Annotated in this window: 18 protein-coding genes and 3 pseudogenes; 13 read left to right on the top strand and 8 right to left on the bottom strand. The window is 67.2% G+C overall.

Annotated features, from left to right (window positions below; all coding sequences use genetic code 11):
• Positions 1–74: 74 nt before the first annotated feature.
• Positions 75–826, bottom strand: a pseudogene (locus tag ACFWFI_RS26345) (MerR family transcriptional regulator); the annotation flags it as partial.
• Between the two features lie 283 nt (positions 827–1,109).
• Between ACFWFI_RS26345 and ACFWFI_RS26340 the strand changes: the two are divergent.
• The 4 genes from ACFWFI_RS26340 (at position 1,110) to gap (ending at position 4,605) form a co-directional block, all read left to right on the top strand.
• Positions 1,110–1,625: a GtrA domain-containing protein gene (locus ACFWFI_RS26340; protein ID WP_387394683.1), complete on the top strand. Its 516-nt coding sequence runs from the start codon at positions 1,110–1,112 to the stop codon at positions 1,623–1,625.
• A 372-nt stretch (positions 1,626–1,997) separates the two neighbouring features.
• Positions 1,998–2,261, top strand: a complete 264-nt coding sequence (locus ACFWFI_RS26335; protein WP_387394681.1) for a hypothetical protein — start codon at positions 1,998–2,000, stop codon at positions 2,259–2,261.
• Between the two features lie 281 nt (positions 2,262–2,542).
• Complete coding sequence (locus ACFWFI_RS26330) at positions 2,543–3,499, top strand: GlxA family transcriptional regulator (protein WP_387394679.1); 957 nt, start codon at positions 2,543–2,545, stop codon at positions 3,497–3,499.
• Positions 3,500–3,606: 107 nt separating this feature from the next.
• The gene (gap, locus tag ACFWFI_RS26325) at positions 3,607–4,605 is read left to right on the top strand and encodes a type I glyceraldehyde-3-phosphate dehydrogenase (protein ID WP_387394677.1); all 999 of its coding nucleotides are present in this window, start codon (positions 3,607–3,609) and stop codon (positions 4,603–4,605) included.
• Between the two features lie 345 nt (positions 4,606–4,950).
• Here gap and ACFWFI_RS26320 read toward each other — a convergent pair.
• A pseudogene (locus ACFWFI_RS26320) lies at positions 4,951–5,265 on the bottom strand (site-specific integrase); the annotation flags it as partial.
• Positions 5,266–6,283: 1,018 nt separating this feature from the next.
• Between ACFWFI_RS26320 and ACFWFI_RS26315 the strand changes: the two are divergent.
• Both ACFWFI_RS26315 and ACFWFI_RS26310 read left to right on the top strand, forming a co-directional pair.
• Positions 6,284–6,982: an HNH endonuclease family protein gene (locus tag ACFWFI_RS26315; RefSeq protein ID WP_387394675.1), complete on the top strand. Its 699-nt coding sequence runs from the start codon at positions 6,284–6,286 to the stop codon at positions 6,980–6,982.
• A 494-nt stretch (positions 6,983–7,476) separates the two neighbouring features.
• On the top strand, positions 7,477–7,680 hold the full coding sequence (locus tag ACFWFI_RS26310; RefSeq protein ID WP_387394673.1) for a hypothetical protein: 204 nt from the start codon (positions 7,477–7,479) through the stop codon (positions 7,678–7,680).
• Between the two features lie 22 nt (positions 7,681–7,702).
• On the opposite strand, the pseudogene ACFWFI_RS26305 reads toward ACFWFI_RS26310, so the two are convergent.
• Positions 7,703–7,852, bottom strand: a pseudogene (locus ACFWFI_RS26305) (DUF6233 domain-containing protein); the annotation flags it as partial.
• Between the two features lie 185 nt (positions 7,853–8,037).
• On the opposite strand from ACFWFI_RS26305, the gene ACFWFI_RS26300 reads away from it, so the two are divergent.
• From ACFWFI_RS26300 to ACFWFI_RS26285, 4 genes are all read left to right on the top strand, one after another.
• Positions 8,038–8,298, top strand: coding sequence for a hypothetical protein (locus tag ACFWFI_RS26300; RefSeq protein WP_387394671.1), 261 nt, complete (start codon positions 8,038–8,040; stop codon positions 8,296–8,298).
• Between the two features lie 432 nt (positions 8,299–8,730).
• Positions 8,731–9,201, top strand: a complete 471-nt coding sequence (locus ACFWFI_RS26295; RefSeq protein WP_387394669.1) for a lamin tail domain-containing protein — start codon at positions 8,731–8,733, stop codon at positions 9,199–9,201.
• Positions 9,202–9,505: 304 nt separating this feature from the next.
• The gene (locus ACFWFI_RS26290; RefSeq protein WP_387394667.1) at positions 9,506–10,378 is read left to right on the top strand and encodes a hypothetical protein; all 873 of its coding nucleotides are present in this window, start codon (positions 9,506–9,508) and stop codon (positions 10,376–10,378) included.
• A 465-nt stretch (positions 10,379–10,843) separates the two neighbouring features.
• A complete protein-coding gene (locus ACFWFI_RS26285) occupies positions 10,844–11,263 on the top strand; it encodes a nuclear transport factor 2 family protein (RefSeq protein ID WP_387394665.1) in 420 nt (139 codons plus the stop codon).
• A gap of 125 nt (positions 11,264–11,388) precedes the next feature.
• Here the strand turns inward: ACFWFI_RS26285 and ACFWFI_RS26280 are convergent, their stop codons facing one another.
• The 3 genes from ACFWFI_RS26280 to ACFWFI_RS26270 all read right to left on the bottom strand — a co-directional run bounded on the left by ACFWFI_RS26280 (position 11,389) and on the right by ACFWFI_RS26270 (position 14,488).
• Positions 11,389–11,976 (bottom strand): hypothetical protein, encoded by a 588-nt coding sequence (locus tag ACFWFI_RS26280; RefSeq protein ID WP_387394663.1) that lies wholly within the window; start codon positions 11,974–11,976, stop codon positions 11,389–11,391.
• Between the two features lie 555 nt (positions 11,977–12,531).
• Complete coding sequence (locus ACFWFI_RS26275; RefSeq protein WP_387394661.1) at positions 12,532–12,927, bottom strand: VOC family protein; 396 nt, start codon at positions 12,925–12,927, stop codon at positions 12,532–12,534.
• 715 nt (positions 12,928–13,642) lie between these two features.
• Positions 13,643–14,488 carry a helix-turn-helix transcriptional regulator gene (locus ACFWFI_RS26270; RefSeq protein WP_387394659.1) on the bottom strand — a complete coding sequence of 282 codons (846 nt, stop codon included), beginning with the start codon at positions 14,486–14,488 and terminating at the stop codon, positions 13,643–13,645.
• Between the two features lie 266 nt (positions 14,489–14,754).
• Between ACFWFI_RS26270 and ACFWFI_RS26265 the strand changes: the two genes are divergently transcribed.
• The gene (locus tag ACFWFI_RS26265) at positions 14,755–15,699 is read left to right on the top strand and encodes an SDR family oxidoreductase (RefSeq protein ID WP_387394657.1); all 945 of its coding nucleotides are present in this window, start codon (positions 14,755–14,757) and stop codon (positions 15,697–15,699) included.
• Between the two features lie 781 nt (positions 15,700–16,480).
• Here ACFWFI_RS26265 and ACFWFI_RS26260 read toward each other — a convergent pair.
• Positions 16,481–16,615 (bottom strand): hypothetical protein, encoded by a 135-nt coding sequence (locus tag ACFWFI_RS26260; RefSeq protein ID WP_387394655.1) that lies wholly within the window; start codon positions 16,613–16,615, stop codon positions 16,481–16,483.
• A 190-nt stretch (positions 16,616–16,805) separates the two neighbouring features.
• Positions 16,806–17,990 (bottom strand): helix-turn-helix domain-containing protein, encoded by a 1,185-nt coding sequence (locus tag ACFWFI_RS26255; RefSeq protein WP_387394653.1) that lies wholly within the window; start codon positions 17,988–17,990, stop codon positions 16,806–16,808.
• A 119-nt stretch (positions 17,991–18,109) separates the two neighbouring features.
• Here ACFWFI_RS26255 and ACFWFI_RS26250 point away from each other — a divergent pair, with 119 nt between their 5' ends.
• Both ACFWFI_RS26250 and ACFWFI_RS26245 read left to right on the top strand, forming a co-directional pair.
• Positions 18,110–18,652 carry a flavoprotein gene (locus ACFWFI_RS26250; RefSeq protein WP_387394651.1) on the top strand — a complete coding sequence of 181 codons (543 nt, stop codon included), beginning with the start codon at positions 18,110–18,112 and terminating at the stop codon, positions 18,650–18,652.
• 9 nt (positions 18,653–18,661) lie between these two features.
• Positions 18,662–18,790, top strand: coding sequence for a hypothetical protein (locus tag ACFWFI_RS26245; RefSeq protein WP_387394649.1), 129 nt, complete (start codon positions 18,662–18,664; stop codon positions 18,788–18,790).
• Positions 18,791–19,126 lie beyond the last annotated feature (336 nt).

Here is a 19,126-nt window from a genome sequence, read left to right as displayed (position 1 = left end):
GCCGGATGCTGCTGCCCACTCCCCGCGTCACCCGCCAGGCCCTGCGGATCGCCCGTGAACACGGCTGTGACCTTCAGCCGGGTGGTGGCGTAGGCGGCGATGGCGTCGCGCTGGTACACGGCGAGCCCCGGGGCGATCGCCTCGTAGGCGGTGCGCCAGGTGTCGTTGTCCACTCAGGAGTGTCCAATGGCCCGGTATTCCTCGGCGGAGACGGCACGTAGCTGGGTCCGCCCGCATTTGGGCATCGATCTCGGCCTGCACGGGAACGGCGTCGGCCGTATGGCCCGCGGCCATGAGTTTAGCCAGCCGGATCATCTATGCGGTGCGCTCACCGTGCCTGGCGCCAGCCGTCGGCCTGACTCGTCGCGGCAGCGCGCCGTGCGACATTCTCGGCGAGTTCCCGGAATTCGTGCATGTTCTCCGCGTACTGGGAGGACTGGATGCCCTCGAAGAGGTTCTCCGGTCGGTTGATGGTCATGGGGTTGCCGTCCTTTCCGGATCGCTCCAGGTCAGCGATCGTGCGGGAGACGGTGCCGGCCAGGTCATCGAGCCGGTCGCGTTCCGTGAGCAGCTGCCGGTGTTGGCCCCGCAGGGCAATCACCTCGTCGACCTGCTCGGATAGGATCCGGCCGACCTCCGGCAGCCCGACGCCCAGCGCCCGCAGCACGAAGATCTGTTGCAGAAGTAGAAGCTGGTGCTCCGCGTAGTAGCGGTGACCGCCTGCGCCGATACGGGCCGGCGGCAGCAAACCGATCTCGTCGTAGTGGCGCAGTGTCCGGGCGGTCACGCCCGACATTCGGGCCAGCTTCGAGATCGGCCAGTCGATCCCACTCCCGCATCTGTGTGTCGCCCGGCCGGTTCCTCCGGCCCTGGTCAAGACGGTAGGAGCTGCCGTAACGGCAACTACAACCGAGAGCTCGACGATCTCGCTGTTCCGAGTCGCAGACCTGTATGTTCGCGACTTTCTGCCTGACCATGACTCATTGGCGTCACAGATGGCTCCGCAGGTGCCATATATGGCTCGCAATGACGCCACGCGTGTGCCATTATGGCATCAGGGCAAGGGGTGCGCGCAGCGCGTGAATGGACAATCAAGGGGGAGACGGGTTATGGAGACAGTGCACAGGCAGCAGCAGACGGCACCCACCGCCTACGCAGCCTTCGCCCGCTTCGTGCTCTGCGGCGGGGGACTGGGGCTCGCCTCCAGCTTCGCCGTGGCGGGCCTCGCCTCCTGGATTCCCTGGGGCCTGGCCAACGCCCTGATAACCGTGGTCTCCACGCTCCTCGCCACCGAACTGCACGCCCGCTTCACCTTCGGCGCGGGCGGGCGCGCGACCTGGCGCCAGCATGTGCAGTCAGCTGGATCAGCGGCGGCCGCGTACACACTGACCTGCGCGGCGATGATTGTCCTGCAGCAACTGGCGGCGGAGCCGGGTGCCGTGCTTGAGCAGATCGTTTACCTGTCCGCCTCCGCAGTCGCCGGCGTCGCTCGGTTCGCGATCCTGCGCCTCGTCGTCTTCGCACGGAACCGCTCGCTGGCCGCAACCGCAGTTCGCCCTGTGCGCGCGACCGTCGCCCGCACCTCAACTGCGGCCTCCTCTGCGGCGCTCTGCCACGCGGCGTGAGCGCTTGTTCTTCACCCACTTCGCTGTGGCTGCGGCGCTCCTCATGCTGCGAGCCCCCGCGTGGGGGCGGCCTTCAGGTCTGCCGGTCCGCCCCGGTGAGCCGGCGAGTGACCGCAAGGCGCAGACCCGGTCATGAGCCGGCCACCTGCGTCGGCTGCCACCGCGTCCAACCACTGAAAGAGGCGGCGCCGCGCACTGGCTTCGTCCGCGTCCGCGTTGCGGGTGCGGCGGGGCGCTTTCGCTACATGCGCTGGTGGTGATGGTCGGCCACGTGTAGCAGTTGGTGCGATCACTCATGGTGGGGACTTTCGTCGCCTTATTGCGAGCGTCGGTGGAGGGCCACTCCTGCTACCACCCTGCTACCTTGTGGTTATGAGTAGCGACAGGAAGCAGACCCAGATCCGGTTGGCCCCTGACCTCCTGGCAGCCGGGAAGGATGCCGCAGCCGCCCGAGGGCTGGACTTCAATAAGTACGTGGAGCGCCTCATCTCCGAGGACACGACCGGCGCCCGCTCGGCCGGCATGGTTGCCGCCCAGCGTCTGATCGACGCCCACGGAGACTATCTCGACGGCCTGGAGGCCGATCTCGAGGCTCAGCACTCCCCTGCGTCGCAGAACCGGGGTACCGCTGCGTGAGCGTGCCGCTGCATGTCGATCTGTCCTGGATCCGCTGTAACTGAGAGCTTCAGTCGGCCCGTGAGCGGCCGACTGAGCCCGACATGGCTGAGTGGGTCCTCGAGAGAGCGTGCAGGGTGCAGGTTCCTCTTGAGCGGGTGTTTGGTGTCAGATCGGCTGGAGGTGGGCGACGGGTGGGGCGGGCGGTGGACTTGCAAAGTGGAAGGCAGCCCGGCCGGTGTGTTGTCTGCCCGGTCCGCACAGTGGGGCGTATCGAAGTCACGCCCACGTAGCCTCTTCCTGTGCCAGCCTCCCGCCCGCATCGCGTCGCCGTCCTTGTGCTCGAGGGTGCGAAGCCTCTCGATGTCGGAATTCCTGCGCAGGTGTTCACGACCCGCGCGAGCATGCCGTACGAAGTGCGGGTGTGCGGGGCGACACCCGGTCTCGTGACCGGCGGCGATGGCCTCGCGTACCACGTCGCCCACGGCCTCGATGCGCTTGCATGGGCCGACATCGTCTTCGTCCCCGGCTACCGGTTCCCAGACCGCGACGACCCGCCGCAGGCCGTCGTCGAGGCACTGATCGCCGCCCACGAACGGGGCGCGCGGCTCGCCGCCATTTCGACGGGCGCCTTCGCGCTCGCCGCCACGGGCCTGCTCGACGGCAGGCGCGCTACGACGCACTGGCACTACACGCGGGTACTCGTGGCCAGGCATCCGCTCGTCCAGGTCGACGAGGACGTGCTGTTCGTCGATGAGGGCAGCGTGCTCACTTCGGCCGGCGCCGCCTCCGGCATCGACCTGTGCCTGCACATCCTGCGCAGCGATCTCGGTGTGGCCGCGTCCAACCACGCGGCCCGGCGCCTGGTTGCGGCCCCCTACCGCAGCGGCGGCCAGGCCCAGTACGTGCCGCGCAGCGTCCCCGAGCCGCTCGGCGAGCGGTTCGCCGCCACCCGTGAGTGGGCGCTGCACCGGCTCGGCGAGCCCCTCACCCTGGACATCCTGGCGCGGCAGGCGGGGGTCTCGCCGCGCACGTTTTCCCGGCGCTTCGTCGAGGAGACCGGCTACACACCGATGCAGTGGGTGATGCGCGCCCGCATCGACTTGGCCCGCGAACTGCTCGAGCGCTCGCAGCGCAGCGTCGAACAGATCGCCGCCGACATCGGGCTCGGCACCGGCGCGAACCTGCGCCTGCACTTCCAGCGCATCCTCGGCACCACACCGAGCGAGTACCGGCGCACCTTCACCCGGGGCGAATAACCCGCCCGGAACCGCCTGGCGGGATCCTTTCGAACCGTGGCGATCCCGCCACTGTTAGCGGCGCGAGCCGCGAGCGAGCCTGGTGTGGAAGGGAAGGGACATCACTCATGACTCGCATCGCCATCAATGGCTTCGGCCGCATCGGACGCAATGTGCTGCGCGCACTGCTGGAGCGCGACAGCACCCTCGAAATCGTGGCCGTCAACGACCTGACGGAGCCTGCCACCCTCGCCCGGCTGCTTGCTTACGACAGCACGGCTGGCCGGCTCGGGCGCCCGGTGACCGTCGACGGGGACGCCCTCGTCGTTGACGGCCGTCGGATCACGGTGCTGGCCGAGCGTGAACCGGCGCAGTTGCCGTGGGCCGAACTCGGCGTCGACATCGTCCTGGAAGCCACCGGCCGCTTCACCTCAGCCAAGGCAGCCCAGGCCCACCTCGATGCGGGCACGAAAAAGGTACTCGTCAGCGCGCCGTCGGACGGCGCCGACGTCACGCTCGCGTTCGGAGTCAACACCGACGCCTACGACCCGGCCACGCACGTGATCGTCTCGAACGCCTCCTGCACCACCAACGCGCTTGCGCCGCTGGCCGCGGTCCTCGATAAAATCGCCGGAATCGAGCACGGGTTCATGACGACGGTGCACGCCTACACGCAGGAGCAGAACCTGCAGGACGGTCCGCACCGCGACGCCCGTCGCGCCCGAGCCGCAGGCGTCAACATCGTGCCGACCACGACCGGCGCCGCCAAGGCGATCGGCCTGGTGCTGCCGCACCTCGACGGCAAGCTGTCGGGCGACTCGATCCGCGTACCGGTTCCGGTGGGCTCGATCGTCGAACTCAATACGACCGTCGCCCGCGACGTGACGCGCGACGACGTGCTGGCGGCCTACCGCGCCGCAGCGCAGGGACCGCTCGCCGGCATTCTCGAGTACTCGGACGACCCGCTCGTGTCGTCCGACATCACGGGCAGTCCCGCCTCGGCGATCTTCGACTCGGCCCTCACCCGCGTCGACGGCCGCCACGTCAAGGTGGTCGCCTGGTACGACAACGAGTGGGGCTTCTCGAACCGCGTGATCGACACGCTCGAACTCCTCGCCACCCGCTGACCGGACGCCGGGGTGGTACCCGCTTCCGGCGACCGCGCCGGCCAGCACTTCCTTTGGGCGCTCTCGTTGGCCAGACGGGCCAACGAGAGCGAGAAGCGGTCCGCTCGGCTTCCGGAGGGTGTGGGAGCGCTCGACGGCCGGTCAGGGCACCCTTCGAACAGGCGGTGGAAGATCCACGTGACGGTGCACCGCTGCTTGCGCCGCGCGTCCAGGTCCGCCCGCAGGATCCCGTCGATCACTGGCTTGTACTGATTTAAGGCCGACGGCCGCGAGGGCAGTTTCTTCCTTTGCTCCGGCCAGACCGAGCCCACCGCCTCGCGTCCCGTCCGCCACGACACGTTGTACTCAGTGCCGCCCGGCGCCGGGGGCAGTCAGCTCGGCGATCGCCTCGGGGCGCAGTTTGGAGTGGTGGCGGACGTTCTCCGACTTCTTGCGCGGGGACGTTGCCATCAGCATCAGCAGCGACGCGCCCTGCTCGCCGAGGTGGGTCAAGGCGGAATCGCGGTACTCATGCAGGTCCCAGTCGATTCCTGGCCCGCGTACGGCCCGGCGTGCTTGTCCAGCAGTGCACGGGCCTGGCCGGTGTCCGGGCACACCGCCGCGGGGCTGACGACCTGGCCGGGCCCGGGGGCGGCGGTGGGGGACGAACACCGGCCTGCGGGCGGCAACTACTCCCCTTGTCCCGCGTCGCTGTCCTCGCCAACAAGTGGAGGTCGCGCGGATCCAAGCGAAGGCCGACCGTGGAGTCGAGGCGCCCCGGAGAAGGTGACCGTTCGTGCAACACATCGTCAACCGAGCCTCTATGCCCCTTGGGGCGTAGAGGTGGCAACCACCGTGGGAAGGGCGCAGGTCGCAGCGTGACTGCCGCTCGGACTGCACAGCCGTCATCAAGCGCAATTGGCTGGTGCCCTCATCCTGGTTTCAGGATTTGGTTGTCATCCATGCGCTGCAGGTGCTGTCAATGACATGCCCGTTGCTCCACTTGCCAGCGCAGACCCGGAACTCGAGGATCCACTTCCCGGTGACGTTCTTGTTCTGGCATCGATACGTCTGGAAGCCAGCGGTGTTCCAGATAGTTCCTTGCCGAACGGCCGCCTGGCTCTCGGGGTAGATGCTGCGCCAGACAACGAGGGTCAAGTGCCCGTCCGCCTTCTGGTCGATGACCTCGAACCAGTCCCCAGTGTGGCGGAAGCAGCCCTGACCCACGGAGTTATTGACGCACTCGGTCGCAGTGGGTGTAGAGCTACTCAGCATCCTCGGTGCGAGGTAGCGCCCGTCCTGTCAGTCCGGATGGGTTGCGCGCCCGATCGCCTCGCGTATTCGCCGACCGCGCCTGCTGGAGCCGCGCCGGGGCGGAAGTAACTGCACTGGCGTCGCCTACATGAAAAGGGCTCATCCTGGACGGCGACGCCGGCCTGGCAGAAGTTGTCCAGCGCGGTCGCGCGCACGCAGTGGTCGGTGGCGATGCCACCACGTCAACGTCCCGGGCCTACGTGCTGGAGTCCATCCCGCTATCGACTGTGCGGAAAGTCTCCGGGCAAAGCTCGATTTAGCTATGAGCAGCACACATGACCGTCTGTCACCAGTGGTGATGGTCTGGGACGATGAGCCCGCAACCCTGCCTTCCCTTTTTGGAGTGCCCCCGGTGAAATCGCGCTGTCTCGCCCCTCTCATTGCGGTGGCTATCGCAGCTGCTCTGACTGCCTGTAACCCGCAGCAAGCGGATGACAAGCCGGCTGGCGGCACGTCCAGTTCTACCGCGTCGGCAGTCTCACCGGCACCTGGTGGCCCTGCCCCTGGCGCCGGCAGTCTCAGCCTTCCCGATGCCATCGACGCACTCCCGGACGATACGGAGAAGCGCGACGGATACGAGCGGGACAGCTTCAGACACTGGATCGACGAGGACCGCGACGGCTGCGAGACCCGGGCCGAGGTCCTCCTCGAGGAAGCCACCACCAAGCCCAAGCAGGGCGAGCGCTGCGCGCTCACCGGAGGCACGTGGATGTCGTACTACGACAAGGTGAAGGTCACTGACGCCCGGAAGCTGGACATCGACCACATGGTCCCGCTCGCCGAAGCCTGGGACAGCGGCGCCTACGGCTGGACCCCCGAGCGCCGACAGGCCTACGCCAACGATCTCGGCTCGCAGCGGTCCCTGGTCGCCGTCACGGCGAAGAGCAACCGCTCCAAGAGCGACAAGGACCCCGACCAGTGGCTGCCCCCGGCCCCGAGTGCCCGCTGTACCTACGCTGCCGACTGGACCGCCACCAAGCTGCGATGGAAGCTGAGCGCCGACCAGAACGAACGAGGCGCCTTGCTCAAGCTTGCGAAGGAGTGCCCCGACACCACAGTCGAGTTCGAAGAGGTCGGGCAGTAGAGCGATCACAACCTGAAGGTTGAGCCTCCCGTCCGTTGGATCCCGGGCGGGCGCAGGAGGGCCGGGGCACGGGCTCAGCTGCACTTCTCCGCTGGAGGCTGGCAGTGGATGAAGCGGGCGTCGGCAGTGTGCTGTGCGTGCGCATGGTGGTGAGGTCGATTGCGACGTCCGAGCCGATATCCCGCTGCATCGGATTGGGCCGGATGGATAACGGAACCCGGTGCGGCGGGACCCGCCGCACGGACTGTCGGGGGACAAAAACATATGGCGTGGGACGAGTGGGAACAGCTGAAGGCCCAAGCGGCCGAACGGCATTCGGCGCAGATGCAGCTCAACCAGTACCCCGCCGATACCGGAACCAGCGGGGGAACAGGACAAGGAGGCAGGGGCGATGAGCTCCGTGTCAACCACGACTCCCTCAACGGGAAACCGGACGCCGCCGACAAACTCGCCGACCATCTCACCCCGGGTGGCCCAGCCACCCCTGGACCGGCGTGCGGTTCACCGCCTCATGGCGCAGCCGCGAACCCCTGACGCCGATCCTCGTCGTCCCCGACCAGATCGCCGAGATCAGCGCCGACACCGCCCAGGACGCAGGAGTCTGGCCCCACTCAGTCCGCTACGTCCGGCTACGCCAGGACACGACCGTGGCCGACGTGCCCGCCTTCGGCGAGGGAGCGCAGCCCTCCACCGGATGACATCCCCCCCAGACCGGCCGCCTCACTGCAGGCCGACCTGAGGGTTGCAGATCGGGCAGACCTCGATGTCGGGCTCGGCGAGCGAGATGGCTACTTCCTCGCGGTTGATGTAGCCGAAGTCGTTCTTGTACAACGTGCAGTTCCCGTGGTGCAGCAGCGCACTGTCGCTGGAGCGCTGGGGCTCTTCGACTGCTCGGCCCGCGCTTGGTCCTGTCGGCGCTTGCTACCGCCCGGCGAGATCCATCTGGTGGCTATCCAAGCCCTGCGACCGGCGCCGAGCGGCCTGTCCGCGACTTGAAGGTGGGCCGTCCCAGGGGGTCGGCGCGTCCGGGGCGGCTGGCAGTCGTTGGAGTGGATATGACAGTGAATCCACGATGTGTGCCCGATGACTTCTCCGATGACGTTCTCGCCAGCTGCCCCGGCATGTCGGTGCGAGATCAGGAGCTGTTGCGGGCGGCGGTCCGTGAAGCGCTCGAGGGGCACCCGGTGGGGGAGTGGACTCTCAGGTTCGCCGACGTGATCATCGACAACCGTGAAGAGCCCTTCGCGAAGTCGTTCTTCGACCGGTCAGTGGCCCGGGGAATGAGGCAAGCATTCGGGGAGGGCTACCGCTGCTGAAGAGTCCGCAGGGTTGCCGAACCAGCGGAGAGCACGAAGCCTGCTTCGGCCCGTTTTCATGTGCGATACCCGGACTGTGTGTTCGAAAAGTGATGCAGGGGCTCTGTTACCTGACTGGGGCCGCCCTGTTCGGCTGTACGCCCGCGGGTGGCCCGGTCCTGCGCCGGGGTGCGCAAGCGGTTGCCATCGATCACCTGAGGGGTGGGTGCAGTGGGCAACGAATGTCGGGGTCATGCTGATCTCGGTTAATTGTCTGATGCATACGACAGTTACGGAAATGTCCACACTCGGTTACCGGGGTCGAGTTGTTCTCCCGCCCCCCGGGAGGAAGCCACACAGTGTGTGTTCCCGGCCCGCAACGGGTCGGGGACCCGTACCGCCCTTTGAGCCTGTGACCAGGCCCAGGGCACTGTGATTGAGGGGACATCACCTATGTCTGCTTCTTCGACCGCCCGCCGCGCTGCCGCTACCGTCCTCGCGGCCGGCGCCGTTGTCTCAGCCATCGCGCTGCCGGCTTCCGCCCAGGACAGCGACCGCCACCGCCCCGCCCCCCGCGTCGTCATCAGTGACGTGCAGGCCGACAGCCCCGGTCGCGACAACCGCAGCAACCGGTCCCTGAACACCGAGTGGGTCGAGATCACCAACCAGACCCGCCGCGCGGTCAACCTGGACGGCTGGTCCCTGCGCGACGAGGACGGCCACCGCTACCGCTTCGACAACGTACGCCTCGCAGGGCGTGCCACGGTCCGCATCCACACCGGCGTCGGCCGCGACACCCGCACCGACCTCTTCCAGGACCGCCGCGCCTACGTCTGGGACAACAACTCCGACACTGCGACCCTGCGCGACGCCCGCGGCCACACCGTGGACACCGAGACCTGGGGCCGCAAGCACCACCGCTAACCACATCCCTCCATGCGAGCTCCGCCCGCTGCGCCCCTGAAATAGGAGTTGATCGGCTGGGGCACCGTGGAGCCCTCCGCCGAGAGGCGCCCGCCCTCCGCACCCACACCCCCTACTGCCCCGGCTGGCTTCCCCCGACCAGCCGGGGCTCTTCCGTGCACGCCCTGCCGACCGGGCAGACGCCCCGGTCGTCTGAAGAGGCACGCTCTAGCCTCGCTGCCCTCGACGAGGCCTGTCCTGGCGGACGATAGATGATGATCTGCGCAGGTCACGGTGGCGTGCGAGTTCATAGGGGGATGCGGTAGTGATCAAGGTCGAGCGCAATGGGGCCTTCAACGTCAACAGCGTCGGGATGAATCGCTTGCCGTTCCCGCTGAGTTTCAGCGTTCGTGAGTCGGGCGAGTCATGGCACATCAGCGCTTCGGCGGCCCAAGCAAGCGAGATGATCGATGTGCTCTTGCGCTCGGCGAACGACACAGTCCTCGTCGTGGACCTTGCGACTAACAGCTTCCTGCACGAAGACTTCCAGGAGTGGCAGCCGTCGTTGATCGCAGCGGAAAGGGGGATCGACTTCGCCGTTCACCGGGTCGGGTCATGGGCCTCTGCCACCCCAGGACTCGGGGAGGAGATCCTGGTGATGCACCGCAACAGCCTGCCTCGGTTCCTGGACGGCAGCTGGTCGCCCTACGAGCTGTCTCTGGTCGACGTGCCGACAGTGCCGACCCCGGCCCAGCTTGACGAGATCGCGCTGACCATTGGAACGGCTGACCTTGACGAGCCAGTTCTGCCCCGCATCACGGGCTCGCGCTTCTGGTACTCCGGGCATGACGACTGCTATTTGGCCGTCGAATCAACGGATTCGACTATGCCCGCATCGGTCCTGAGCCGTCTGCTGACCCTGCTGGCGGGCTCGGCCCTCATCAGCGCCGGTGGAACCTCATCAGCGATGATCCCCGAACCGGACATCGCGACGATGGGCCAGCTGATCTGCGAAAGCCCGCACTGGATCGGACTCGCCGGGGCCACGTCAGGAACTTCGGTGACCATCCACCTGTCTGCCTTGCCACAGCGGTGGCGCCTCGGCCAAAAACCGCCCGTGCACGTCGACTACACCGCGACGCTCGACCTGATCCGAGGCACCTGGCACGTCGCCCTGCCAACGGACAGTGCCCCCTGATACGCGAATAAGCCGTGTTCTCGTATCACTGCCGCCACTCGGCATGTAGCAGAACGTGCTGGGGCTGGGGTGTGGTTCTGCGCTTTCCGTTCGATTGGGACCGGTGGTCGCCACGATGTGGAGATCCAGTTGGTTGAGGCGCGGAGGCATGAGTGCGGCAGGACTGGGAACCGGAGGACCTGATCGAAGTCTGGACGCTTCTTGAGGGCGAGGTTGTGCGGCTGCGGAACAAGACCGGGGCGATCTGAGCACTATCAGCACCTTTGATGTACCTCGCATGTGTGTGTCTCCAGCCGTGTGTGCAAAACGGTAGCGGGCCGTGCGGTGATGGGAGACGATCACGACAGCGCCGCCGATGCTGTCCGATGCCCCTGGGCTCGTCGCAGTGAGCAGCTGGAGTGGTGCCACCCTGATGTTTGACCAACGGCACGGCTCGGGCTCTTCGGCTGTCGGGCCGGAGAGGACATGTACGTGGCGCTCGCTCCCGAAGACCGTCTGGCGATCTCCGAACTGGTCTCGTTGCACGGCCACCTTGTCGACGATGGAAGCCTTGAGCGGTTGGAGGAGCTGTTCACTGCGGATGTCGTGTACGACCTGGCCGACTTCGGCCAAGGCCGCCTCGTCGGAGTTGCAGCCTTCCGGGAAGCGGCTCTGGCACTGGGGACCGCCAACCCCGTTGCGCATCACGTGACCAACATCGTCATCACCGAGTCTGCACGGGGCCAGGTACGGATTCGGTCCAAGGGCCTCGGTGTCAAGGCCGACGGCTCCTGCGGTTCCGTGTCCTATGACGACGTCGCCGTCCGCACTCGTGATGGCTGGCGGATCTGCCATCGCAAGGTATCGGCACGGCGGACCCCCTTGAACGGCGTGACGCAACCCTGACAGGTCTGGGAAGCCGGAACGTTGCAGCCACCGCCGATGTGCGGTGATGCGTTCGGCGGCGGTCGAGCTTTGCAGCCTGTGTACGTGTGCCCGCAAGCGTCGGCGCAACTGGTCGTCGGCGGGCGTCATGGGGAGTCCATGTCGGCCGTGATGGTGCGGCTGACGATGTCGCGAAAGGCGGGTATGCCGAGCTTGACGGTGGTGGTCCGGCGGGTCCGCTCGTGGAGCTGGGCGAGTTTCTGCATGGCGCCGGCGCGGCTGACCTTGAGCCCTTCGACTTCGCCGATCCATCCCTCTCGTTCGGCTTCGGCGATGCGGTTGCGCAGGTTCTCGCCGATGTCTTCGATGCAGGGGCGCTGGTCGGGATCGGGCCGCAGGAGGCCGCATCGCAGGCAGCTGTGCTCGTGGATGCAGCTGGTTCCGTATGCGCGGCCGCAGTCGCCCAGGGCCAGTCGGCGGCGTTCGAAGTGGCCGAGGAACCCCTCCCACGCTTCGTCGGCGAGGGCGGGCGCCGCCCAGCCGTCAAGGACGAGCAGACCGACGGCGTACGCGCCGCGTACCTGGGTGGCCAGTCGATCGCCAGCCTGGCCCGCGAGCACGACGTCAGTCGCGGCGCCATCCGTACGGCCGTCGCCGACCTCATGCCCGAGCACGTCGCGGCAGACGAAGGCACCCCAGGAGGCGAGGAGCATTCTCACCGAGAACGAGATCATCAGGGAGCTCGACTCGTCCCGGCAGATCCCGCCGTCCTTCTACCGCTCCATGGCCAGCCGCGAGCACCCCGACCTCCGGATATGGGCCACCTGGAGGTGGCAGTTGCTCACCCCGACGCAGCGGGCGGGGCTGCTCGACGATCCAGACCCCGCAGTCCGTGAATCCGCGCAGGATAGGAGCTGGGAGCTGGACCCGGAACGGGTGGAGGCCACGCTGCCGTCCTTCGGCTCGCGCAGCAATTGCCGCCAACCCGAGCCTGTCACCGGAAGCCATGGAGGCCCTCCTCGCCGACCCTCGCACCGCAGAGGGCGCTGCGGCCAACCCGTCTCTCCCGCCCCCCCCGCATGCAGCGGCCCGACGCTGAAAGACAACGCCCATGTAGCCATCACAGGCATGGCAACCTCCGTCGGCCATCGACTGACGCCGACACACCAAACAAGCGTTGCCAAATCTGGCTTCTGGCACAGTCTTGGGGAGGTGCGTGGAGGGTTATTGAGGTCTTCTCGGAAAAGACAATGCTTGGGGTGAGTGACGGGTTGGGTGCCGCTCGCGGCCTAGTTCTGCGGTGCCAGGGTGCGAAGGACGCAGAACTCGTTGCCCTCCGGGTCTGCCATGACCACCCAGTTTCGGTCTGAGCCTTGGCCCACATCTGTCCTGGTGGCGCCGAGGCCGAGCAATCTGGTCACCTCGTCCTCGGTGCCGCCGTCGATCGGGCTGATGTCGAGGTGAAGCCGGTTCTTCACGGTCTTGCCCTCGGGTACTTCAATGAACAGCAGGGTGGGCGGCATCTGGCGGGCCCGAACATCCTCAATGGTCGGCACCCAGGAGCCGATCTCGACCTTGCCCTCGCTCCGGTCGACCACCTTGAAGTCCAGGACCTCGCACCAGAAGGTCGCAAGTATCTCCGGATCGCGGCAGTCAACGGTCAACTCGGTGAACCTACTTGTCATAACTCTCCCAGATAGTGTGGACGGGACTCAGAGTATTGGCGGCACCGGTATTCGGTGGTGAACTGTTCCTCGATCGTCGTATCCATCTGGCCTCCAACCTGTATGTGTCCGGCACCAGCCCCACCGTTACACTCCCGAAGAGTCGCGGCGCGACGCATAGCCACCGCAACAGGACGGCAACAGCTGCCCGCAGCTGACTGGATACGCGACCTGATCGGAGGGCTCGTCCTGGAGCAGGCCGGAATGGGGACACCACGACCAAGGGAGTTTCGTCGACGGACGCGTCGCCGCGCCCGAAGGGGAAGTCGGCATCGACTTTTGGCACCACTACCTGGGGGCACGGCGCCCACCGCCCCCCGGTGGTGCTCCATTGCAGCAGCTCCGGCCCTAATCGATTACGCACCGTTCGCATGCGAGCATGCCGCGAATCCCCGGGTAGCCGCTGCCATTCTCCATCAAGGGCGATTACGTCCTCAGCGAGCAGGATGTTCTTGCGGTACAGCACCTGATCCGGAACGCGACCGCATCCTCCCCGAGGCGTTGCAGGTGCCAGTCGTCACCTAACGTGTGCGGTTCACGGAAGTTGAGCCAGAACCATTGCACGAGGCATCTCACCAAGCCGAGGTAGCTCTTCTCCACGACCGAGCTCCCCGCACCTGCAGGGGCGGTCCCAGGACGTGATGCGGCGCGGCGACTCGCTGGTCTCAACTCGGGCTCAGCGGAGCGCCTGCGTCCCTCCTATGACGGACAGCAGCTGCAGCTTTTCGTGGCTGTTACTGCCGGGATTGGCGGTGTAAACGAGCAGGTGGTGCGACTGGCTCGGGTCGAGCAGTGTCTGGCAGGTCAGTTCCAGTGCGCCGAGCTCGGGGTGGGTGAAGTGCTTCACCTCGTTGGGACGAATGCCGATCTCATGGTCCTTCCACACCTCCCGGAACTCTTCGCTTTGAGTGAGAAGCAGATCGGCGAGGTGCGCCGCCCGGGAACCGGGACCGCGCAGTGTGACCACCCCTCGCAGGCCCGAGGCGAACATGCGGGTGAGGAACGGGTGCTCAGCGGGGGCATAGAGCTGTCGCGTGGTGGGGTCGGTGAACCATCGGTAGCCGAGGCTGCGGGCCGGGCCCCTGTAGACGGTGAGATCGCCGGTGAGCGCAACGCCCAGCGGGGTCTGCCGCAGCGTCTCGCCGAGCTCGGTGACGATCTCCGCGGGAGTGTCGTACAGGCGGTCGAAGATTCGCAGCAGGCCGGGGCTGATGTGCTCGCTGCCCTCACCAGGCGCGGGTGGGTTATGTCCGGCGAGCCGGAACACGTGGTCACGCTCATCGAGGGAGAGATGGAGTCCCTGCGCGATGGAGGCGATCATCTGCTCCGACGGCTGGGGTCCACGCTCCCGCTCGAGCCGCGCGTAGTAGTCGGTCGACATGTGGCAGAGAGCGGCCACCTCCTCCCGCCGCAGCCCGCTTGTCCTGCGGCGCCGACCACGGGGGAGACCGACGTCTTCCGGCTGCAACGACTCCCGACGGCGCCGGAGAAACTCCGCCAGTCCGCTCCGGTCGATCACCATGCATGCCTCCTTCGGCGCTGCCTCATTCCTACCGTGCGCGGATCTACCTATCCACGCCCTGTCGATCCCCCCATGGCGAGCGTGTTGCTGCAAGGGCAGGCGACGGTCCTCCGGTGATCCTTCGGTGGACGCTGCTCGGGCTCCCACATCCCGACACGGCTCAGGCCGGAAGGTGGCCTCCCCTATCAGTGGATCGAGCAGCCCTGCATAACGCCGCCGTCTTCCGCGACGGTGGAAGCAACGACACCGCTTCCAGGAGTGAACACATGCCACGCAGGCCCATTGACATCACCGTCCCCGACCTGTCCGGTAAGCGCGCCGTCGTCACCGGAGCAAGCGACGGCATCGGGCTCGGCCTCGCCACCAGGCTCGCCGCGGCCGGGGCCGAAGTGCTCCTGCCTGTTCGAAATCCACGCAAGGGCCAGGCCGCGATCGCCACAATCCGCCGGTCGACCCCCCTCGCGAACGTGGCGCTTCACACCCTCGACCTCTCCTCGCTCGCCTCCGTCGCGGCCTTCGGCGAGACCCTGCAAACGCAGGGGAGCCCGATCCATATCCTCATCAACAACGCCGGCGTCATGACCCCACCCGACCGGAAGACGACCGCCGACGGATTCGAGCTTCAGTTTGCTACCAACCACCTCGGCCACTTCGCACTGGTGGCTCAGCTGCTGCCACTGCTACGCGCCGGCCAGGCACGCGTTACCTCGCAGATCAGCGTTGCGGCGAACCGGAACGCCATCAACTGGCAGGATCTGAACTGGGAGCGCACCTACGACGGAATGAAGGCGTACAGCCAATCGAAGATCGCGTTCGGGCTTTTCGGCCTCGAGCTCGACCGTCGCAGTAGGGTCGGCGGCTGGGGCATCACCAGCAACCTCTCCCACCCTGGGGTCGCTCCGACGAATCTGCTCGCCGCGCGTCCCGAGGTCGGCCGCGACAAAGAAACCGCGGGCAGGAAGCTCATCAGCGCCCTTTCCGCCCACGGCATCCTCCTCGGGACCGTCGAGACCGCGAAGCTGCCGGCCCTCCATGCCGCGACGGCTGCCCACGCCCAGGGCGCCCGCCTCTACGTCCCTAGCGGACTCGGTCACCTGGGCGGTCCTCCTGGTGAACAAAAGCTCTACTCCCGCCTTCGCAGCGCCGCGGACGCCCGGCGCATTTGGCACGTCTCCGAAGAGCTGACGAAGGTGTCGTTCCCCAACGGTTGAGGCACTCGACACCTCCGCCGTGATCGCCGACGTCGGATTCAACTCCCACCGTGCGGCAGTACCCAATGATCAGTGTCAATGAGTTCGGAAATCACTGACCGCCGCCAGAGCGCCGGGGGCCCAGGCGCCGCCGCTATGTCGGCGCGGGACGCGGAACGCCTGCGAGTCAAGGTCCGGGAAGCGCTTGAGGGGGCATTCGGTGCCCGGGGCAGCGGGCGAGAACTCGTTGGAGAAGTCGTCACTGAACAGGTGCCTGCGCCGCCGCTGGGCCCGCGGGGCAGTGTCGTGACGCCACTCCGCCGGAGGACCGTGCGCCGTGGCGAGATAATCACGTCCGCGAACTGGACGGTCCGATCGTGGGTCATTGCCTTGCGCGTGGTTCTGGTGCTGTGGCTTCCGGGAGCTGGATGGGGTGCCCCAGAAGCCACAGCGGGCTGCACGCTCCCACGCCCCGGACAGGGCGGAGCGCGCAACCGTCACCCTTACGCCCGAGCGCCATAACCACACGCCGCCACGCGTGAGAGTGGTGCACGCGTCACCGCCCCGGCCCTCAGCCCTTAGGGGCAGGCGCCGTGGGGGCGGATCGCTATGTGTCGAGCTGCGGGTAGCGGAAGCGCTACGGGCGCATGTCACGTACCTCCTGAGCTGACCGTTGGCGGCGGAGGCTCGGCGACGGTGTCCTCGGCCTTCCAGACGAGCCGCACCCCGTGCGTCGGGCAGTACGCCTGCACCAAGTCCTCGACCGGGAAATCGTGGCTGTAGCCATCGCCCACGCACCTGGTCATTGGCCGACCTCTCGCTCAGCGCAGGCCGCCATGTCGGGGCAGGCCCGCGGGAACCAGGAGTACGCGCAGCCCTCTGCCGGCTTGTGCCGCTGCTCGCCGAGGTCCTGCGCCGTGCCGGTGTGGAGCGCCATGCTGCACCAAACGCACACCCAGCCGCGCTGTTGCTGCTCGGTCAACTCGCTGACTGGCGGTAAGTCCCTCACGGTCATGGCGGCGTCCCCGGCTCGTCATTGATCAGGTACGAGACCAGCGTGACGCTTGAGGAAGGGCCTAACGCTCACAGATTCGTGAGCGTCGGCAGGTTAGAGCGTGAGCGTGCAATCACAACCCGATCCAGGCGGCCATGTGGCCGAGGGAATCCGGGGTGCGGCGTGAGATGTGGACCAGGCCCTTGATGGTCTCGCGGGCGCCCGGGTGGTATCGGGTCTGCTCAGGTGCCGCATGCCGGGCCTCGACGATCGTCCCGAGGGCCGCGTCGGTTCGGCCGGTCTCCATTTCAGACCGAGCCCGGTCGATGAGGAAGTGTGCGCGCCTCGAGGTCGCCAGGGATGCGGGCAAGGTGATCTGCCGGGCCTGGGTGAGCGCGTCGTCGTATTGCCGCAACTCCACCGCCGCTGACATGCGGTGCAAGTCCACGTTTGTCGGGCCGAAGGACAGCCAGTGGATTTCGGAGGCGTCGCCGGTTTGGTCGGCGCACCGCTTCGCCTCGGCGATGTGGGTATCGACGGCGGTCTGGTCCGCGGCCCGGGCGGCGATGACGGACGCCCCGAGGTGCAGCTGTCCGGTGACTGCGACGGCCTCGCGGGTTTGCTCGGCGCCACCGAGGATGCCGTGGCCGGTTGCGACGAGCCGCTGCCCGATCGTGTACTCGCCCTCCCGGAAGTAGACGAGGGCCCGCATGTACTGGCGGATCGCAGCCAGGCATGGGTTCGACGCCCGGTGTGCCGCCCAGTCCATTCGGTCCAGGGCGACGCTCGAGAGGTCGTAGTAGCCGAGCTTCACCGCGATGTCGTGGGCCGTCCGGTATGTGGAGGCCAGGGCCTGCCACAGCTCCGTCGACTGCGCCCGCCAGGCCGCGGCCGTCAGGTCCGCGATCGTCACCGGGAGCAGCCTGGCCGCATTGCGAAGGTGGGTGGCCCGGACCTGGGCGCACAGGTGCTCGGCGCTGGCCACCAGTTGGGCGGCCGGTTTCTCAGGGATAGCGTCGTCGGCCCCCAGGTCGTACAGGTCGAGTGCCTCTCTGATGGGGCGGACGAGTCCGGCGAGGCGGTCCTGCTGCAGCTCGGTCACGTAGGGCTGTCCCGTCAGTACGGTGACGTCGACCCGCAGGGCCTGGGCAACGGCAGCCACGAAGTCCAAGTTGGCGGGCTTCGCACCGCACTCGACCTGGTTGAGGAGGCTGTAGGAGTACGGGAGCCGGTCCGCCAACTGCTTTTGCGTGAGGCGGGCGAGCTTCCGCTGCTCCCTGATGCGGATACCTGTGTGGTCGTCGTCCAGTCTGGGCATACCGGTCTCCCTTCCTGACTCGTCATCTGAAACGGTACCTGCGCGTGTTTGCGCCGACGCCCGCATCGGCCCCCGATACCCCACGGTTTGGGGGCGGTTGCATGTGGTCGGATGGGCCTATGACGACTCTGTATCTGTTCGGCTCTGCAGCTCCCCCGGTCCTCGAGGTCGCCGAGGTCATCAAGGCCGGGCAGGGCAGGGGGTGGGACGTGTGCCTGGGGTTGACGCCGACCGCCGCCCGGTGGCTGGAGGCCGACCTGTCCGCTCTGGAGGAGCTGAGCGGGCACTCGGTGCGGTCAAAGTACAAGCTGCCGGGAGAGCCAGACGCGTGGCCGAAGGCGGACGTGATTCTGTTCGCGCCGGCCACGTTCAACACGATGAATCACTGGGCGCTCGGGCTCACCGACCGGTTCGTCGTGGGCGTCGTCGCGGAGGGCATCGGGAAGCGGATCCCGACAGTGGTGATGCCGTGCGTGAACGCTGCCTACGTGCAGCACCGGGCGTTCGAGCGGAGCGTCGCCGAGCTACGCGACATGGGGGTGACCGTGCTGTACGGCGACGGCGGCTTTGTGCCGAATCAGCCCGGAGAGCGCCGATCGGAGGGCTATCCCTGGCATCTCGCCCTGAACGCGGTCGACGCCATTGTCAGCCCCCGCCCATAGAATCGGCGCATGCCCGTCCTGCCTGCCGAGCCGACGCCTGCCCGCTCACTTGCCAAGCTGAAGATGGAGATCCGCGCGCTCGTTGATGGCGGTCTGGGCTCGCTGCAGGCCCACCATGAGTACGAGCGTCGGATGTGACCCCTACAACTGGTTTATCTCGTCAGTGCCCAGCGTCATTCCCAGAGTGAGCGCCCCCACGGTGATAGTTGTGACGCCCCAACACTCGGAGTCTGGGTCGTCCGCGGCAGGGTTCCCCTGGCAGCCCTTTCAACGGCATCGCCCCTCAGCGCTACGGCTGGGCCGAGCTGATCACCAGGAGCTGGTCTCAGCAGTCGTGGGTGTCGCTGTCCACCCGCTGATGGGAAGCGAACGACCCTGCGGGCCGCCCGCCCGAGCGGCGCGAGCAGCAGTCGCCACCCTGAGCCGGGCTTGCTTCGCTGACAGCGCGGGCGCCTCCTGCGCTGCTGTATGCAG

This window comes from Streptomyces sp. NPDC060209 (genome assembly GCF_042728155.1).
Taxonomy (GTDB): domain Bacteria; phylum Actinomycetota; class Actinomycetes; order Streptomycetales; family Streptomycetaceae; genus Streptomyces.
This window is presented reverse-complemented; position numbering and strand designations above follow the sequence as displayed.

What these genes read in the sequence shown, in the direction of transcription:
- ACFWFI_RS26340 (WP_387394683.1), top strand. Translation starts at nt 1,110, where the DNA reads ATGGAGACAGTGCACAGGCAGCAGCAGACGGCACCCACCGCCTACGCA.
- ACFWFI_RS26335 (WP_387394681.1), top strand. Translation starts at nt 1,998, where the DNA reads ATGAGTAGCGACAGGAAGCAGACCCAGATCCGGTTGGCCCCTGACCTC.
- gap (WP_387394677.1), top strand. Translation starts at nt 3,607, where the DNA reads ATGACTCGCATCGCCATCAATGGCTTCGGCCGCATCGGACGCAATGTG.
- ACFWFI_RS26300 (WP_387394671.1), top strand. Translation starts at nt 8,038, where the DNA reads ATGACAGTGAATCCACGATGTGTGCCCGATGACTTCTCCGATGACGTT.
- ACFWFI_RS26295 (WP_387394669.1), top strand. Translation starts at nt 8,731, where the DNA reads ATGTCTGCTTCTTCGACCGCCCGCCGCGCTGCCGCTACCGTCCTCGCG.
- ACFWFI_RS26285 (WP_387394665.1), top strand. Translation starts at nt 10,844, where the DNA reads ATGTACGTGGCGCTCGCTCCCGAAGACCGTCTGGCGATCTCCGAACTG.
- ACFWFI_RS26280 (WP_387394663.1), bottom strand. Translation starts at nt 11,976, where the DNA reads ATGATCTCGTTCTCGGTGAGAATGCTCCTCGCCTCCTGGGGTGCCTTC.
- ACFWFI_RS26275 (WP_387394661.1), bottom strand. Translation starts at nt 12,927, where the DNA reads ATGACAAGTAGGTTCACCGAGTTGACCGTTGACTGCCGCGATCCGGAG.
- ACFWFI_RS26270 (WP_387394659.1), bottom strand. Translation starts at nt 14,488, where the DNA reads ATGGTGATCGACCGGAGCGGACTGGCGGAGTTTCTCCGGCGCCGTCGG.
- ACFWFI_RS26265 (WP_387394657.1), top strand. Translation starts at nt 14,755, where the DNA reads ATGCCACGCAGGCCCATTGACATCACCGTCCCCGACCTGTCCGGTAAG.
- ACFWFI_RS26260 (WP_387394655.1), bottom strand. Translation starts at nt 16,615, where the DNA reads ATGGCGCTCCACACCGGCACGGCGCAGGACCTCGGCGAGCAGCGGCAC.
- ACFWFI_RS26255 (WP_387394653.1), bottom strand. Translation starts at nt 17,990, where the DNA reads ATGCCCAGACTGGACGACGACCACACAGGTATCCGCATCAGGGAGCAG.
- ACFWFI_RS26250 (WP_387394651.1), top strand. Translation starts at nt 18,110, where the DNA reads ATGACGACTCTGTATCTGTTCGGCTCTGCAGCTCCCCCGGTCCTCGAG.
- ACFWFI_RS26245 (WP_387394649.1), top strand. Translation starts at nt 18,662, where the DNA reads ATGCCCGTCCTGCCTGCCGAGCCGACGCCTGCCCGCTCACTTGCCAAG.